The sequence below is a fragment of the Campylobacter sp. BCW_6463 genome (assembly GCF_001762785.1).
Taxonomy (GTDB): domain Bacteria; phylum Campylobacterota; class Campylobacteria; order Campylobacterales; family Campylobacteraceae; genus Campylobacter_D; species Campylobacter_D jejuni.
Map to the genome: position 1 here is coordinate 1 of NZ_MJXL01000053.1, position 17,245 is coordinate 17,245.

Genomic DNA, 17,245 nt, shown 5'->3' on the forward strand with positions numbered 1-17,245 from the left:
GTAATAGCTGATATTCCTTATAATTTAGGCAACAATGCTTATGCTTCATCTCCTGAATGGTATATAAATGGGGATAATAAAAATGGAGAAAGCAAAAAAGCAAACAAGGCGTTTTTTGATACAGATAATGATTTTAGAGTTAGCGAATTTATGCACTTTTGCTCTAAAATGCTTATAAAAGAACCTAAAGAATGCGGTAAAAGTCCTTGCATGATTGTTTTTTGCTCTTTTGAACAACAAACAATGTTAATTGAAGTAGCTAAAAAATATGGCTTTAATCATTATATAAATTTGGTTTTTAGAAAACAAGGATCATCTCAAGTTTTAAAAGCAAATATGAAAATAGTTGGAAATTGTGAATATGCTTTAATCTTATATCGTGAAAAACTTCCAAAATTTAACAATGATGGAAAGATGATTTATAACTGCATGGATTGGCAAAAAGATGAAGGTATTCCTAAAGTACATCCCACACAAAAGCCTGTTAAATTACTAGAAAGATTAATCACTATTTTTACAGATGCAGGTGATGTTGTTATAGATCCATGTGCTGGAAGTGGTAGCACTCTTTTAGCAGCGACAAATTTAAACCGCAAAGCTTATGGCTTTGAGATTAAAAAAGACTTTTTTAAAAGTGCTAATGAAATTATGTTTAAACATATAGAAAGAAGTCTATTTGCTTAAGTAAAATTTTGATAAAATAATAAAAGAATAATTATTAATAAAGAAAGAAATACATGTCAGAACAAACTTATGAGTTAAGATTTGAATATTTTAATGAAGAAAATGCTACATTATTTTTCCAAAAAATTACAGATTTTTTACTAAGTATTGATAAGTTGAATAATTCATTAGTATCTGTTTTTGGTATAGAAATTGATATAAATATTCAAATTAAATCTATAGAAAAAGGCTCTATAAGAATATGGATTGCTGAAAAACTTAACAAAATAAGCGATGATGATATAAAACATTATATTAGCAATCCGAGAGAATTACTTGCTGATTTGCTTATAAAATCTAAAAAAATGATTTTAGAGAAAATACAAGATAAAAAATGCCAAGATATTCCAAAAGAATATAAAAACATTATAGAAAAAAGCGACTTAAAAGATTTTGGATACAACAATAATGAAACCAATCTATTAACCTGTGTATCAGATCTAACACATAAAGCAAAGGAGTTTAAACATAAACCTATGATAATATTTGAAGAAAAAGTATATGGAATAAGTGAAACATTTGATTATAACCCAAAAACAGCTGATGGAGTTAAGGAGCAAATAAGTAAAATGCAAGGTGCGTTTATAATAAAAAAGCCAGATTTAACCGGAGAAAGTAAATGGGAAATTATTAACGACAAGGTTATAAAAGTTAAAATCAATGATGAAAATTTTAAAAACAAACTCAAAGACAGAAGTATAAAACTATCTTACGGGGATAAGATAAAAGGCGTTTTAATTTCTAAAACCTATATTAGCAAAGATTTGGAAGTTTTAGAAAATGAATATTTTTTAGAAGATATCAAAGGCATTATTGAGCCAAGTTATACACAAGAAAAAAGTTTATTTAAATAAAGGAGAATTAATGCAAAACTTAGAAAAATATAGAAAAGAAATATTTAAAGATGATTGAAGTAATTATAGCAATACTTTTATTTTTGATACTTTTAGCTATTCTTGGATATAAAAGAGAAGCTGATAGTCTTTTAGGATGTTTGTTAATGATACCTATTGGAATTATAAGTTTTTTGTTTGAAATATTATTGCACTTATTATTGAGTCCAATTTATATTATTGCTTTTTTTATGCCATCTAAAGAGAAAAAGGCATTAAGCAAATTAGAAATTATTAAAAAAGAAAACGAAGAACTAAGAAAAGAAAATGAAGAATTGCTAAACAAAAGAGACTTATTGCTCAAAAAGATTAATAAAAGGCATAAGTATGAATAAAACATTACAAGAAATAGAGGAAGAGATAAAAGATTATGAAAATGAAAATAATAGACTAATAGAAGAAAACAACAAATTAAAACAAGAAATAGAAATTTACGAGGAAGAAAATGATAAATTATATTTTGAAGCTTTGGATAGAGAAAGGGAGTTATTAAAAAAGAAAAACAAATATGTATTTTTTATAAAAAATAATTACGATAGAATATACATGTGGTTGATTATAATAGCATTAGCTTTTATTATTTATAAATTTATTTAAAGAAAGGAGTAATATGGCAGAAGAGAAAGAAAGTAAGGGGAGTTATAATTTACAGATTAAAATTCCAAATGAGCTAAAAGACAAACTAGAAAAAAAAGCTGAAAAAGCTGGAGTGTCTTTAAACCAGTATATAATGTATCTTTTTATTGATGATATTAAAAACGAACGGATTTAAAATCCGAGCGTTAATCTAATTTCAATGCTACATCATTATTATTTTTATGAAAAAATAATTAAATAGTATTGACAAATCATTCTTAATATAGTATTATTTCAATAATTAAACATTGAAAAAGGATTATATTATGAATGATTTAGTTTATTCTTTAAATGGCGGTTTAGTTACAGACCAAAATAAAATTTCTACAATATCTAAAGTAGATATAAATTCCATACAAAGACTTATAAGAAATTACAAGCAAGATTTAGAATGTTTTGGGAAACTAGGCTTTGAACTTCAAAAAATAGCAAAGACTAACAAAAAGATTTACTATCTGAACGAACAGCAAGCAACGCTACTTTTAACTTATATGAAAAATAGCGAAAGTGTTAGAAATGCTAAAAAAGTTTTAGTTTTTGCTTTTTATCAAATGAAAGAAAAGCTTAGAAGTCTAGAACAAGAACAAGAAAAAGCTAGATTTAAAACCCTAAGCGATGAAAATCTAAGGCTTAATTCTTTAAATCATCATCAAAAAATAGGTTATAAATCTCAATTAAAACAACAAAAGGAACATTATGAAAATAAAATCAAAGCCCTAAAATATGACTTAGAAAATAAAAATAAGTTAAGCTTTAAAAGAAAACTTAGCAATGAAGAATTGCTAGAGCTTAGAAAAATACTAGCAAAAGATTACAGAATTCTTTGTATAAAAGAATGGGAAATGAGTTTAGTTGCAGAAAAAATAGGTAAAGATACTGTTTTTGAAGCTGTTTTAAATAAGCTTGAAAAAGAGCTTATTTATTGGAAAAATTATGAAGAATACGAAGAAAAATGGAAAAAAATATTAAGGAGATAAATTGGGAGTTTTAAAAAGATTAGATAAAACTATCATTATAGAAGATGATAGAAAAAGTGAAAAAGAATTAGTTGAGTATTGTATTTTAGAAGGGATTTCTTTAAATGATGCAAACTTGGAAAATATAAATTTAAGTGGATTAGATTTTAATAATGCATTTATAAATGGAGCTAGTTTTAAAAATGCTAATTTAAATGATATTTCAAGTAAAAATACATCTTTTATAGATTGCGATTTTAGTGGAGCAAGTTTCCATTTTTGTAATTTTCTAAGAACAGAATTTGAAAATTGTATATTTGAAAATGTAGATCTTAGGGATTGTATAGGAGATATGAAAAATATCTTTAGCGTTGTCTTGGATACCTATGTTATGACTTTTACAAAAACTATGATGAATTTAGGCTGTGATACTAAAACAATAAAAGAATGGCGTAATTTAAGCGTTGATGATTTAGAAGGCGAAGAACAGAAATGGCTTTGGAATTATTATAAGGATACTATTTTTGAAATTATAGATAAAAGATTAGGAGTTGAAAATGGTTAAAAAATATTTTAGAGAAAAAGAATTGAGCGAATATTTAGGAGTTAGTATAACATCATTATTTAAGTTAAGACAGGATGGTAAAATACCTTACATTCGCATAGGAAAATCCATAAGATATGAAATAAAAGAAATAGAAAAATGGCTTAAAGCTAAAAGACATTAAAAGCAAAACTCACAAAGAGAGTTTAAGTAATTTCCATACCATTGCATAAGTTTTACTCTTAAATCAATTGCCTTGGCTCTGTTGTAAGCCCTTTCTATTTCATTACCGCTTATATGATGTAATATCATTTCTGCTATATCTTTACTAATACCTTGCTGAATTAACTCATTGCTTTTATTAGTATAAACACTTCTAAAAGTAGAACGATATCCATGTATAGTGTGCTCTAAATTATAAAATTTAAAAAATCTTACAGCAAAATTCTCGCTAATAGTTCCATTATTATTAGCGAAAATATACTTTTTATCTCCATTTAAAATTCTTTGCATATCTAGTATCTTTAAAGCATATTTATTTAAAGGGATAATATTATCACCATTAGTTCTTACTTTCATTTCATCTGCTTTTATAATCCAAAGATTGTTTTCAAAGTCAATATCACTCCATTTAGCAAATCGAATATTTTTACTTCTTTGTGCTGTTAAAAGCGTAAAATAAATTGCATTAATTATAGTTGTATTTGTCCGTGGATGATTTTTATATTCTTTCATACATTCTAACATATTTTTTATTTCTTGTTCTTCTACTATAGCTTTAAAATGTTTAACTTTATTGTGATTTGCTTCATTGTAAAATTTCTTTAAATCTTTCAATTGAAGTATTATATCTGTTTTTAAGTCACCTCTTTGCCTACTAATCTCAAATATCCTACATAGCAAAGATATATTTTTATTTATTGTTTCGTATATTCCTTTTTTCTGCATTAAATCATAAATAGGTAAAAAATCATCTTTTTTCAATTCATTTATATCTTTTTGTCCCAAAGTTGGAATAATATATTTTTTAAAAATTGACTGTTCTTTTTTAATTGTAGCTGAATTTAATTTTTTAGATTTTATATCAACATAAAGAAAATTTGCTTTTTCAAGTGTCATAACCTTATCATTTTTGCCGATAAATTTTCCATCATACATTGATTTTAAAAGATCTTTTGCTTTTTCTCTTGCATTTGTAACATTTAAAACACCTTTTTGGCATTCCCCTATTGTTATAAAATTTTTAAATTTTGAAGCTCTTAAATAAAAAACTTTTTTACCTGTTGGATTAACTCGGACATATAATTCTTTTGGTTCTCCTACGCTAATCATATACCTTTTATCTTTTATTTCTAAATTGTCTATATCTTTTTGAGTTAGCATTAAAAAACCTTTTTTAGTATTTTTGTAGCCAGAATTAGCTTTTTTACTTTGGCTACATAAATGGCTACAGAATTATAAGAAAAAATAGAAAAAATTTCAATCATAATGAAAAATTTTAATGTAGAAAAGTTGTTAAAATAGTGTATTTTGTATCTTAATATTACTTAATGAATTACTACTTGGTGTCCACGGCGAGATTCGAACTCACGGCCTCAAAATTAGGAATTTTGCGCTCTATCCTGCTGAGCTACGAGGACAGAAAGCGGGAAAAATCCCGCTAACAATTTAACCGTTTCTTTTTTTGATGATTTCATCCGCAACATTTTTAGGAACTTCATCATAGTGATCAAATTCCATAGAATAAGTCGCACGACCTTGAGTTTGACTTCTAAGATCAGTAGAATAACCAAACATTTCAGCCAAAGGACAAAATGCTGTAATGATTTTATTTCCGCCACGCTCATCCATGCTATTTACTTGACCGCGGCGTTTGTTAAGATCGCCAATAACATCACCCATATAATCTTCAGGAGTTTCTACTTCAACTTTCATCATAGGCTCTAAGATTACAGCACCTGCTTTTCTAGCGCCTTCTTTAAAGCCCATAGAAGCAGCAAGCTTAAACGCCATCTCAGATGAATCCACCTCGTGATAACTTCCATCATAAACAGTTACTTTAACATCTTCCACAGGATAACCTGCTAAAACACCATTTTGTAATGCTTCTTGAACACCTTTATCAACTGCAGGAATGTATTCTTTTGGAATTACCCCACCTTTGATATCATTAACAAATTCATATCCACTACCTGGCTCAAGTGGTTCAAGGCGTAAGAATACATGTCCATACTGACCACGTCCACCTGATTGTTTAGCGTATTTGTATTCTTGTTCAACAGTTTTTCTAATAGTTTCGCGATAAGCAACTTGTGGTTGACCTACTTCAGCTTCAACTTTAAATTCACGAAGCATTCTATCAACGATAATTTCAAGGTGTAACTCACCCATACCTGAAATGATAGTTTGACCACTTTCTTCATCTGTAGAAACTCTAAAACTTGGATCTTCTTGTGCTAATTTATTTAAAGCAATAGACATTTTTTCTTGATCAGCTTTAGTTTTTGGCTCAACTGCAACAGAAATAACTGGATCTGGAAAATCCATTCTTTCAAGGATTACCTTATCTTTTTCACTTGCAAGAGTATCCCCTGTTAAAGTATCTTTAAGTCCTACAACAGCACCAATTTCGCCTGCGTAAAGCACTTTAATCTCTTCTCTTTTGTTAGAGTGCATTTTTAACAAACGACCAATTCTTTCTTTTTTATCTTTAGTTGAGTTATACGCATAAGAACCACTTTCCAAACAACCGCGATAAACACGCACGAAAGTAAGTTGTCCTACAAATGGATCTGTCATGATTTTAAATGCAAGTCCTGCAAACTCGCCATCATCAGTTGATTTTACAGAAACTTCTGTGCCATCTTCATATTCACCCTTGATATTTGCCACTTCATCAGGAGCTGGTAAATAAGCCACAACAGCATCAAGCAAAGGTTGAACCCCTTTATTTTTAAACGCTGTACCGCAAAGCATAGGAACGATAGAAAGACTTAAACATCCTGCTTTAATCCCTGTTTTAATCTCTTCAAGGCTTAATTCTTCTCCGCCTAAATATTTTTCCATCAACTCATCTGAAGTTTCAGAAACTGCTTCTATCATTTTTGTGCGATATTCTTCTGCCTTTTCTTTAAGTTCAGCTGGAATTTCTTTTTCTACATAATCCGTTGGCTTAGTATCATCTTCCCAAACTAAAGCTTTCATAGTTACAAGATCGATTACGCCTTTAAAATTATCCTCAGCACCAATTGGAATTTGAAGTGGAACTGGATTAGCTTTTAAACGGTTGCGAATTTGATCTTCTACATTGTAGAAATTTGCACCGATTCTATCCATTTTATTTACAAATACTATTCTTGGAACACCATATTTATTTGCTTGTCTCCAAACTGTTTCACTTTGAGGCTGCACCCCACCCACTGAACAAAATACCGCAACAGCACCATCAAGAACACGCATAGATCTTTCAACTTCAATTGTAAAATCAACGTGGCCTGGAGTGTCAATAAGGTTGATTTGATGGTCTTTCCAAAAACAAGTTGTAGCCGCAGAAGTGATAGTAATCCCACGCTCTTTCTCTTGCTCCATCCAGTCCATAGTTGCAGCACCATCATGAACTTCACCGATTTTATGACTCATGCCTGTAAAGAAAAGAATTCTTTCAGATGTAGTCGTTTTACCCGCATCGATGTGAGCAGCAATACCGATATTTCTAACTTTTTTTAAAGGAGTACTTCTTGACATACACACTCCTTCTTACCAACGATAGTGAGCAAATGCTTTATTTGCTTCAGCCATTTTATAAGTATCTTCTTTCTTCTTAAATGAAGCACCTTTGCTATTAGCAGCATCTAAAAGCTCAGCTGCAAGTTTATCAATCATAGTTCTTTCACTTCTTTTTCTTGCAAAAGAAATAATCCAACGAATCGCCAAAGCTTGTTGTCTAGCAGGGCGAACTTCTACTGGAACTTGATAGGTTGCGCCACCTACACGACGAGATTTCACCTCTAATAAAGGCTTGATATTTTCAATCGCATCATTAAAAATATCAATACCTTTTTTCTCGCCACCTTTTTTATCAATAGCTTCCAAAGCACCATACATAATTGTTGTAGCTGTGCTTTTTTTGCCATCATACATTAAAGAATTAATAAATTTTGTGATTACTTTATTACCATAAATCGGATCAGGCAAGACTTCTCTTACCGGAGCTTTTCTTCTTCTCATTATTTTTCCTTCAAATTTTAAATTTTACTCAAACAAAATCAAATCTAACGGATTTGTCTGTATGAATGATTATTTTGCAGCGCCTGCTTTAGGGCGTTTAGCACCATATTTAGAACGAGAAACTGTTCTTTTTGCAACACCTGCTGTATCAAGAGCACCACGAACGATGTGATATTTAACCCCTGGTAAGTCTTTTACCCTACCACCACGCACTAAAACAATGCTGTGTTCTTGCAAGTTATGACCTTCACCGCCGATATAGCTGATCACTTCAAAGCCACTAGTAAGTCTTACTTTGGCAACTTTTCTTAACGCTGAGTTTGGTTTTTTAGGTGTTGTAGTATAAACCCTAGTACAAACTCCCCTTCTTTGTGGACAATTTTTAAGCGCTGGAGATTTAGATTTTTCTAAAACTTTTTTGCGCTCTTTTCTAACCAATTGATTTATGGTAGGCACAATAATTCCTTTCTTTAAAAATGTAATAAACTTTGGATGATATCTAAATTTTGCTTATATTTTAGTTAAAAAGATTGAAAATGAAGAAATATAGCCCAGAAGGGCTATAAAATAGAGTTTTATTCTTGTTCTTTAAGTTTTAAATTTTGTTCACCATAAAGCCCTGTTCCAACAGGTATCATTCTACCTAGAATAACATTTTCTTTTAAATCTTCTAAGTAGTCAAATTTACCCGCTATACTTGCTTCGGTTAGAACTTTAGTAGTTTCTTGGAATGAAGCTGCAGAAATCACACTATCGCTTCCAATCGCTGCTCTTGTTACACCTAAAAGCACAGGCTCAGCAATAGCAGGTTCTCCACCCATTCTAATGATTCTTTCGTTTTCTTCACGGAATTTACGTCTTGAAACCAAATCACCCTCGATAAATTTCGTATGTCCACTATCTACAACTTTTACTTGTCTTAGCATTTGAGAAACGATAACTTCTATATGTTTATCAGAAATCACAACACCTTGTCCGCGATAAACTTGTTGAATTTCAGAAATCAAATAATAATGCAAGGCTTTTTCACCCAAAATTTTAAGCACATCATGACTTGAAACAACTCCATCTGTAAGTTTTTCACCTGCATGGATAAACTCGCCATCTCTTACTTGAATATGTTTTGATTTATCGATTAAATACTCAGCACTTGTTCCATCTTCTGCTTGGATAATGATTCTTTCTTTGGAACGCAAAGGTTTATCAAAACGAACAACACCATCAATTTCTGCAATCACAGCCGCATTTTTTGGTTTTCTTGCTTCAAAAAGTTCAGAAACTCTTGGAAGACCTCCTGTAATATCTTTTGATTTAGCTGCAGCTTTTGGAGTTTTTGCTAAAATATCTGCTTGAGCGATTTTATCACCATCATGAACAAAAATAACGGTTTTTGGTTCAAGCTGATAACGCGCAGCCTTATCACCTTTTCCTGCGATTACCAAAGTTGGTCTAACTCCGCTTGGCAAATACTCATTAATCACTAAAGAACGCTTACCTGTAGCTTCATCAATTTGCTCATCGGCACTATAACCTGCTTCAATATCTTCAAAGCTTACAACACCATCAATTTCTGCAATGATAGTATTATTATAAGCATCCCATTCTGCAATCACTTTTCTTTCTTTTTTAGGAGCACTTGCAATGATAGTATTTGCATCATCGATTTTTTCACTATCGTTAAATTCTATCTTAGATTCTCTTGGAATATAGTGTCTTTTTGCTTCTCTATCATTTTCATCAGCAATCACTACAAAGAATCCTTTTTCTTTAACAATATCACCTTTTTTAACATTTTTTACTCTATCTAAACCATCGCCTTTAAGGATATAAAATTTAAGCGTTCCTTTTTCGCCTGCTTTGATATTTTGTACCACGGGCTCGCCATCTTCTACTAAAATTTCACTCGCAAAAGGGATACGATTTGGTACATTCCAACCCTCTTTAATCACTTCTACGATACTTTCATTTTCTTCTACTTGCATACCGCTTTGATATGGCAAATAAAGTTTTCCATCTATACTGCCACTTACACCTGCTAATTCATTTGGTTTAGCAAGATCGTATTTTCTTAATATGTATTTTACTTCTTGTTTTTTATCTTTAATAGAAACAATCACATCTTCATGAATATTTTCTATATTAATCACACCTTTAAATGGAGTTTTGATTTTTGGCTCCACAAGCAAAATCGCCGCATTTCTACGATTTGCTACGATATTTTTACCTTCTTTGTTTTTATAAGTTTTAAGATTATAAAATCTTATAAAACCTTCTTTTTGTGCGCTTACTTGTCTATCTTGTAAATCCGTACTTGCAGTCCCCCCGCTGTGGAAAGTTCTTAGAGTTAGCTGCGTCCCTGGCTCGCCGATAGATTGAGCGGAAATAATTCCTACTGCTTCACCTGGTTTTACTAATTTACCTTCGCCAAGATTGATACCATAACATTTTGCACAAATTCCTTTTTTAGCTTTGCAGGTAATAGGAGTGCGAATATTGACACTTTTTATACCGCTTTCTCCAAGAATTTTTGCTTTTTCCTCATCCATTAAAGTACCTTCTGCAAAAAGCACAGAATTTGTAATAGGATCGATCACATCTTCAGCTAAAACCCTACCTAAAATTCTTTCTTCTAAAGTTTCTATAATAGAACTATCTGCGGTGATTTCATTGATTTCAACACCTTCATGCGTTCCACAATCTTCAATGGTAATTTTTACATTTTGTGCAACATCGATGAGTTTTCTTGTCAAATAACCCGCGTTTGCTGTTTTAAGAGCGGTATCTGCAAGACCTTTTCTAGCACCGTGGGTTGAAATAAAGTATTCAAGAACATTTAGCCCTTCACGGAAATTCGAAATAATAGGCGTTTCGATAATAGAACCATCAGGTTTAGTCATAAGTCCTCTCATCGCAGCAAGCTGAGAAATTTGAGCCGCACTACCCCTAGCACCAGAATCTGCCATCATATAAATAGAGTTAAAACCTTCTTTATCTTTTTCTACAAGCTTCATCATCTCTTTTGAAAGAACATTGTTTGTACTTTTCCAAATATCAATGATTTTATTGTATCTTTCCCCTGAAGTAATCAAACCGAGATTATAAGAATTTTGAATTTCTCTTACTTGTTTTTTTGCTTCATTGATAGCTTTTTGCTTGTCATTAGGAACAATAATATCTGCAATCGAAATTGAAATACCTGCTTTCGTTGCATACTCAAAACCTAAATTTTTAAGTCTATCCAAGAAACTTGCTGTAATCTCTAAACCACCTTGTTTATAAACATAATCCACAAGCGCGGCAATGTCTTTTTTCTTTAAGACTTTATTCCAACTATTTTCAGGCACAAAATCAGGTAAAATGGATTTAATAATCAATCTTCCTGCTGTAGTAGTAATCTTTCTACCATCTATCATAGTTTGTATGCTCGCATGAATATCCAAACACTTGCTTTCAAGCGCCATCATCACTTCATCAATGCCTGTACAAATTTTATGCGAACCTTTAGCACCTGCTTTTTCCAATGAAAGATAATAAATTCCTAAAACCATATCTTGCGATGGAACGGTTACAGACTTACCGCTTGCTGGCAAAAGAATATTCATTGATGAAAGCATAAGCACTTTACATTCTGCAATAGCCTCTTGAGAAAGCGGTACATGCACTGCCATTTGATCCCCATCAAAGTCCGCGTTAAATGCTGCACAAACCAAAGGATGAAGTTGTATAGCCTTACCTTCCACTAAAACAGGATGAAAAGCTTGGATAGAAAGTTTATGCAAAGTAGGCGCACGGTTTAACATAACAGGATGTCCTTTTACTACCTCTTCTAAACATTCCCAAACTTCATTGGTTTTGTTTTCTATCATTTTTTTAGCTTGTTTTACTGTAGTTGCATAACCTTTTTCTTCAAGCTTAGCTAAAAGATGTGGTTTAAAAAGCTCTAAAGCCATTTTTTTAGGTAAACCACATTGATCCATTCTAAGTTTTGGACCCACAACAATAACACTACGACCTGAGAAATCCACTCTCTTACCTAGTAGGTTTTGTCTAAAACGCCCTTGCTTTCCTTTGATAATTTCACTTAAAGATTTTAATGGGCGTTTATTTGCTCCTTTTACAGCATTGGCACGACGACCGTTGTCAAAAAGTGCATCAACAGCCTCTTGAAGCATTCTTTTTTCATTTCTGATAATGATTTCAGGTGCATCAAGCTCCATAAGTTTTTTAAGACGTGTATTTCTATTGATAACACGACGATATAAGTCATTCACATCAGAAACTGCAAATTTCCCACCATCTAAAGCCACTAAAGGACGCAAATCTGGCGGTAAAACTGGGAGATTTGTAATCATCATCCATTCAGGACGATTTGGTACAGCTTCATCGCTATCGGTATTGGCGTTTAAATTTGAATTTAAGAAATTTTCTACAACTTTTAAGCGCTTAATGATGGTTTTTTTCTTAGCCTCTGAATTTGTAGCCGCCATTTCTTCTTTAAGCTGATTTAAAAGCGCTACAAGATCTAAATTTGCAAGTAAATCACGAACAACTTCTCCACCCATTCTTGCTTTAAAGCCACTATTTTCATAGCGTTGCATTAAATTTTGATATTGCTCTTCGTTTAAAACATCACAATATTCTACTTTTTTAGTACTTTCGTTATCATAGGAAGCATCACCTGGATTTTCAACGATATAAGCTTCATAATAAAGCACACGCTCAAGATCTTTCATCTTAACACCCAAAAGCGTTCCTATACGACTCGGAAGAGAATTAACATACCAAATATGAGCCACAGGAGTTACAAGCTCAATATGTCCCATTCTAGAACGACGCACTTTTGAATTTGCTACTTCAACACCACATTTTTCGCACTTAACACCTTTAAAACGCATTTTTTTATACTTACCACAAAGACATTCATAATCTCTTATAGGTCCAAAAATCTTTGCACAAAAAAGCCCATCTCTTTCAGGCTTTAAGGTTCTATAATTGATAGTTTCTGGTTTTTTTACTTCTCCATAAGACCATGATTTGATTTTTTCAGGACTTGCAAGTCTTAGTTGAAACGCTTCAAAATCCCTAGGTCTTGCATCTTCTTTGATTTCTATTACTTTAAATTTACTCATTATCTTCATCCTTATCAAAAATCTCAACATCTAAAGCAAGAGATTTAAGCTCATTGGTTAATACAAAAAATGTTTCAGGGATTCCCGTTGCTGGAACATTTTCACCTTTTGTCAATGCTTTATAAGCGCTAAATCTACCTTCTACATCGTCTGATTTGATAGTTAACATTTCTCTTAAAGTATGAGCCGCTCCATAAGCTTCAAGTGCCCAAACTTCCATCTCCCCAAATCTTTGTCCCCCAAAGAGTGCTTTACCACCCACAGGCTGCTGGGTAACTAAGCTGTAAGGTCCTGTACTTCTTGCGTGAACTTTCTCATCAACCAAGTGGTGGAGTTTTAGCATATACATACATCCTACATGAACACGCTCTGCGATTTTCTCACCCGTGCGTCCATCATAAAGTTCTGTTTTGCCGTCCATATCTATCTTGGCCATTTCAAAAAGCTTGCTAAATTCTTCTATATTTACACCTTCAAAAACAGGAGTAGCAAATTTAACTCCTTTACTCCAGTCTCTAGCATAGTTTAAAAGCTCTTCATCGCTTAAGCTTTTAATAAATTCTTTTTCGCTTGCAAGTCTTGGAATAGAACAAATTTCAAGCATTTTTGCTCTTAATTCTTTAAGAAAATCTTTTTGCTTTCTGTCAAAAATTTCTTGAATCTGATCTCCAAGTCTAAGTCCAATTAAACCCAAATGGCTTTCTAAAATTTGGCCTATATTCATACGACTTGGAACGCCAAGTGGATTAAGTGCAATATCCACACTTTTACCATTTGGTAAATAAGGCATATCCACTTCAGGAACTATAGTTGAAACTATACCTTTGTTTCCGTGACGTCCTGCCATTTTATCACCGACTTTAAGCTTTCTCTTTGTAGCAATATAAACTTTAACAAGCTTAATTACCCCACTTGGTAAAATATCATCTTTTTCTAAAATTTCAAGCTTTTCATCGTGTTCTGCTTTTAATTTTTTCTTCTCATTTTGGAAATGATTTTTTAAATCATCGTATTCTTTTTGAATCTCTTTAGAATAAGCTTTAATCAAAGTTGTTAAAGTAAAACGATTGATTTTTTCAAGTTCGCTAATATCTGCGGTTTGTCCTTTTTTATAATTTTTATCTCCAATTTTTTGATCGCTATTTAAAGGGGCTTTGGAAAGAAGAGCACAAACACGAAGCATTTCTTCTCTATCCATCATCAAAAGTCTATCATGATGTTCTTTTTCTAAAGCCATTTTTTCCTTATCATAAGATTTTATTGCACGATCATCTTTTTCATAGCCTTTTTTAGTGAAAATTTTAACATCCACAACAACGCCCTCTAAAGAAGCGGTTGCATAAAGTGATTTATTCACAACATGTCCTGCTTTTTCTCCAAAAATCGCTCTTAAAAGTCTTTCTTCAGGAGTTGGTTTAACCTCACCTTTTGGAGAAACCTTACCCACCAAAATCATACCTGGTTTGATATGGGTACCAATTTTTGCAATACCGCTCTCATCAAGATGTGCAACATCTTCTTCTTTTACATTTGGGATATCTTTGGTAATTTCTTCTATACCATCTTTTAGTTCTCTTGCTTCAATTTCTTTTTCATAAATATGCACGCTTGTAAAGGTATCTTCACGAATAATTCTCTCACTTACAACTATAGCATCCTCATAGTTATAACCATTCCAAGGCATAAAAGCGATTAAAGCATTTTTACCTATAGCAAGTTCGCCTTGATCCATAGAAGGACCATCTGCGATAATTTGTCCTGCTTTTACTATATCACCTTTTTTAACAATAGGATGTTGAATATAATTTGTATTTTGATTGGTTCTTAAATTTTTCTCCATAGTGTAATGGTCAATAAATGGACCTTTATCATCTTCACCTAAAATGAAAATGCTTTTATTATCCACTTTCTCAACCACACCGCCACGCTTTGCTTTAACAGCTTCCCAAGCATCACGCGCAATAATTTGTTCCATACCTGTTCCTACTATCGGAGCTGAAGCAGTAAGAAGTGGCACAGCTTGACGTTGCATATTTGAACCCATTAGTGCTCTGTTTGCATCATCGTGCTCTAAAAACGGAATCAAAGAAGCTGCAACCCCAACAACCATACCTGAGCAAAGATCGATTAATTGCACTTCTTCGCGTCTTGCAAGTATAGTTTCACCATCTTGTCTAGCCTCAACAAATTCTTCTACTATATTGCCTTTAGCATCAACCTTAGTTGAAGCTGGTGCGATAAACAAGCCTTCTTCTTGTGTCGCTGTAAGATAAACAACTTCATTAGTCACTTTACCATTTACAACTTTTCTATATGGTGCTTCAACAAAGCCAAGTTCATTTACTTTTGCATAAGTAGAAAGAGTGTTAATCAAACCAATATTTTGACCTTCAGGTGTTTCAACTGGACAAATTCTACCATAATGCGTCGCGTGAACATCACGCACTTCAAAACCTGCTCTTTCTTTTACAAGTCCACCTTCACCAAGCGCTGATAAACGACGCTTATGAGTAACCTCGCTTAAAGGGTTGGTTTGATCCATAAATTGCGAAAGCTGACCTCCTGTAAAAAATTCAATGATAGTTGTAGTAATCATTTTAGGATTGATTAAATCATAAGGCATTACTTTATCAAGATCCGCATTTAAAGAAGTAAATTTATCTCTGATCGCCTTTTGCATTTTTGCAAGACCTAAATGAAGTTCATTGGCTAAAAGTTCACCTATAGAACGGATACGACGATTTCCTAAATGATCTCTATCATCAATATGTCCTTTACCATTTTTTACTTTAATTAAATATTTTGCAGTTTTAATAATATCTTCATTAGTCAAAACAGTAACATACTCAGGCACTTCAAGACCTAACTTATGGTTCATTTTCATACGACCTACCTTGGTAAGATCGTATCTTTCAGGATTGAAGAATAAATCATTTACAAAAGCCTTCGCTGCATCTTTTACCACAGGTTCACCTGGGCGCATAACTTTGTAAATTCTAATCGCAGCTAAATCATTTTCATCATCGATATTTTCACTTTGTTTAAGAAGTTTTAGAGTTTCTCCATCTTGAGCAAAGGAGTTAATAATCGCCGCATCAACGCCATTAGCCAAATCATTTGCTATATCAAAACTTTTTTGCTCTTTAATCTTAGCAAGCTTACTCTCATCTAACAAAGTTAAAGAATCAAATAAAACCTCTCCACTTTCTTTATCAATAATAGGATTTGCTAAATAACGATTAAGTAAAATTTCTACAGGATATTCTATCCATTTTAAACCGTCTTTAATAAGCTGTTCTGCTTTTTTCTTTGTAAGTCTTTTTCCAGCTTGATGAACGATTTTTCCTTTTTCATCTTTAATATCATATTCTATTCTATCCATAAAATCATTTGGATTAAATTCTGTTAAAAATTTATCTTTTTTCACATGTATAGTCTGAATAGGATAAAACAACTTAATAATATCTTGTTTTTTATACCCTAAAGCTCTAAAAAGCATAGTTACAGGAACTTTTCTACGCTTATTGATTCTTACATACAAAACATCTTTGGCATCGTATTCAAAATAAAGCCACGAACCACGATCAGGAATAATTTGTGCTGTATAAACAAGCTTATTTGCAACCGTTGAACTTTCTTCTTCTTTAAAAATAACACCAGGGCTTCTATGTAATTGATTTACAACCACTCTCTCAACCCCGTTAATGATAAAAGATACACGATCTGTCATTAAAGGAATTTCGCGGATATAAATTTCTTGTTCTTTAATATCTTTTACGCCAACTTTTTCCCCTGTTTTTTCATCTTTTTCATGCAGAGTAAGACGGATTTTCATTTTTAAATTTACAGAATAAGTCAAACCTCTTTCCATGCATTCGCGAATGGTATATTTTGGCTTGCCTATTTCACTACTAACATATTCAAGACTCAATCTATTTTGCGGATCATGAATAGGAAAAATTGATTTAAAAACTTTTTCTATACCACTTTCACCATTATCAAGATTTAAAAAATAATCAAAACTCTTTTTTTGTAATTGTAGAAGATTTGGGATTTCTATTTGTTTTGAAATGTTTGAGAAGTCTACTCTTAAACGATTTCCTAATTTATTATCTAACATATCGCACATACCTCATG

At 32.0% G+C, this 17,245-nt stretch carries 14 protein-coding genes and 1 tRNA gene; 8 read left to right on the forward strand and 7 right to left on the reverse strand.

Annotated features, from left to right (window positions below):
* The 8 genes from AJ884_RS05800 to AJ884_RS05830 all read left to right on the forward strand — a co-directional run.
* Window positions 1-684 (forward strand): DNA-methyltransferase (locus AJ884_RS05800; protein ID WP_070286504.1); only part of this gene is annotated, 684 nt, incomplete at its 5' end.
* A 53-nt stretch (window positions 685-737) separates the two neighbouring features.
* On the forward strand, window positions 738-1,577 hold the full coding sequence (locus AJ884_RS05805) for a hypothetical protein (protein ID WP_002861640.1): 840 nt from the start codon (window positions 738-740) through the stop codon (window positions 1,575-1,577).
* Window positions 1,578-1,627: 50 nt separating this feature from the next.
* Window positions 1,628-1,951, forward strand: a complete 324-nt coding sequence (locus tag AJ884_RS05810; RefSeq protein WP_002861639.1) for a hypothetical protein — start codon at window positions 1,628-1,630, stop codon at window positions 1,949-1,951.
* Complete coding sequence (locus AJ884_RS05815; RefSeq protein ID WP_002861638.1) at window positions 1,944-2,213, forward strand: hypothetical protein; 270 nt, start codon at window positions 1,944-1,946, stop codon at window positions 2,211-2,213. The genes AJ884_RS05810 and AJ884_RS05815 overlap by 8 nt, the downstream gene beginning before the upstream one ends.
* A 13-nt stretch (window positions 2,214-2,226) precedes the next feature.
* Entirely contained in the window at window positions 2,227-2,388 is a 162-nt protein-coding gene (locus AJ884_RS09640) for a YlcI/YnfO family protein (RefSeq protein ID WP_002810092.1), read from the forward strand.
* A gap of 130 nt (window positions 2,389-2,518) precedes the next feature.
* Entirely contained in the window at window positions 2,519-3,229 is a 711-nt protein-coding gene (locus tag AJ884_RS05820) for a Rha family transcriptional regulator (RefSeq protein WP_070286505.1), read from the forward strand.
* Between the two features lies 1 nt (window position 3,230).
* The gene (locus tag AJ884_RS05825) at window positions 3,231-3,773 is read left to right on the forward strand and encodes a pentapeptide repeat-containing protein (RefSeq protein WP_070286506.1); all 543 of its coding nucleotides are present in this window, start codon (window positions 3,231-3,233) and stop codon (window positions 3,771-3,773) included.
* A complete protein-coding gene (locus AJ884_RS05830) occupies window positions 3,766-3,936 on the forward strand; it encodes a helix-turn-helix transcriptional regulator (RefSeq protein ID WP_002864902.1) in 171 nt (56 codons plus the stop codon). The genes AJ884_RS05825 and AJ884_RS05830 overlap by 8 nt, the downstream gene beginning before the upstream one ends.
* On the opposite strand, the gene AJ884_RS05835 is transcribed toward AJ884_RS05830, so the two are convergent.
* The 7 genes from AJ884_RS05835 to rpoB form a co-directional block, all read right to left on the reverse strand.
* Window positions 3,933-5,135: a tyrosine-type recombinase/integrase gene (locus tag AJ884_RS05835; protein WP_002875038.1), complete on the reverse strand. Its 1,203-nt coding sequence runs from the start codon at window positions 5,133-5,135 to the stop codon at window positions 3,933-3,935. The two genes, AJ884_RS05830 and AJ884_RS05835, sit on opposite strands and share 4 nt — an antisense overlap.
* 180 nt (window positions 5,136-5,315) lie before the next feature.
* A tRNA-Arg gene (locus AJ884_RS05840) sits at window positions 5,316-5,392 on the reverse strand.
* 28 nt (window positions 5,393-5,420) lie between these two features.
* Window positions 5,421-7,496, reverse strand: coding sequence for an elongation factor G (gene fusA / locus AJ884_RS05845; protein ID WP_002779472.1), 2,076 nt, complete (start codon window positions 7,494-7,496; stop codon window positions 5,421-5,423).
* 12 nt (window positions 7,497-7,508) lie between these two features.
* Entirely contained in the window at window positions 7,509-7,979 is a 471-nt protein-coding gene (gene rpsG / locus AJ884_RS05850; RefSeq protein WP_002779471.1) for a 30S ribosomal protein S7, read from the reverse strand.
* 69 nt (window positions 7,980-8,048) lie between these two features.
* Window positions 8,049-8,435, reverse strand: a complete 387-nt coding sequence (gene rpsL / locus AJ884_RS05855) for a 30S ribosomal protein S12 (protein ID WP_002782934.1) — start codon at window positions 8,433-8,435, stop codon at window positions 8,049-8,051.
* Between the two features lie 119 nt (window positions 8,436-8,554).
* Window positions 8,555-13,108, reverse strand: coding sequence for a DNA-directed RNA polymerase subunit beta' (gene rpoC / locus AJ884_RS05860; protein ID WP_070233381.1), 4,554 nt, complete (start codon window positions 13,106-13,108; stop codon window positions 8,555-8,557).
* Entirely contained in the window at window positions 13,101-17,237 is a 4,137-nt protein-coding gene (rpoB, locus tag AJ884_RS05865) for a DNA-directed RNA polymerase subunit beta (protein ID WP_072225851.1), read from the reverse strand. Before rpoB ends, rpoC begins: the two co-directional genes overlap by 8 nt.
* Between the last annotated feature and the right edge of the window lie 8 nt (window positions 17,238-17,245).

What these genes read in the sequence shown, in the direction of transcription:
- AJ884_RS05810 (WP_002861639.1), top strand. Translation starts at nt 1,628, where the DNA reads ATGATTGAAGTAATTATAGCAATACTTTTATTTTTGATACTTTTAGCT.
- AJ884_RS05820 (WP_070286505.1), top strand. Translation starts at nt 2,519, where the DNA reads ATGAATGATTTAGTTTATTCTTTAAATGGCGGTTTAGTTACAGACCAA.
- AJ884_RS05815 (WP_002861638.1), top strand. Translation starts at nt 1,944, where the DNA reads ATGAATAAAACATTACAAGAAATAGAGGAAGAGATAAAAGATTATGAA.
- AJ884_RS05835 (WP_002875038.1), bottom strand. Translation starts at nt 5,135, where the DNA reads ATGCTAACTCAAAAAGATATAGACAATTTAGAAATAAAAGATAAAAGG.
- rpsG (WP_002779471.1), bottom strand. Translation starts at nt 7,979, where the DNA reads ATGAGAAGAAGAAAAGCTCCGGTAAGAGAAGTCTTGCCTGATCCGATT.
- rpoC (WP_070233381.1), bottom strand. Translation starts at nt 13,108, where the DNA reads ATGAGTAAATTTAAAGTAATAGAAATCAAAGAAGATGCAAGACCTAGG.
- rpoB (WP_072225851.1), bottom strand. Translation starts at nt 17,237, where the DNA reads ATGTGCGATATGTTAGATAATAAATTAGGAAATCGTTTAAGAGTAGAC.
- fusA (WP_002779472.1), bottom strand. Translation starts at nt 7,496, where the DNA reads ATGTCAAGAAGTACTCCTTTAAAAAAAGTTAGAAATATCGGTATTGCT.
- AJ884_RS05830 (WP_002864902.1), top strand. Translation starts at nt 3,766, where the DNA reads ATGGTTAAAAAATATTTTAGAGAAAAAGAATTGAGCGAATATTTAGGA.
- AJ884_RS09640 (WP_002810092.1), top strand. Translation starts at nt 2,227, where the DNA reads ATGGCAGAAGAGAAAGAAAGTAAGGGGAGTTATAATTTACAGATTAAA.
- AJ884_RS05805 (WP_002861640.1), top strand. Translation starts at nt 738, where the DNA reads ATGTCAGAACAAACTTATGAGTTAAGATTTGAATATTTTAATGAAGAA.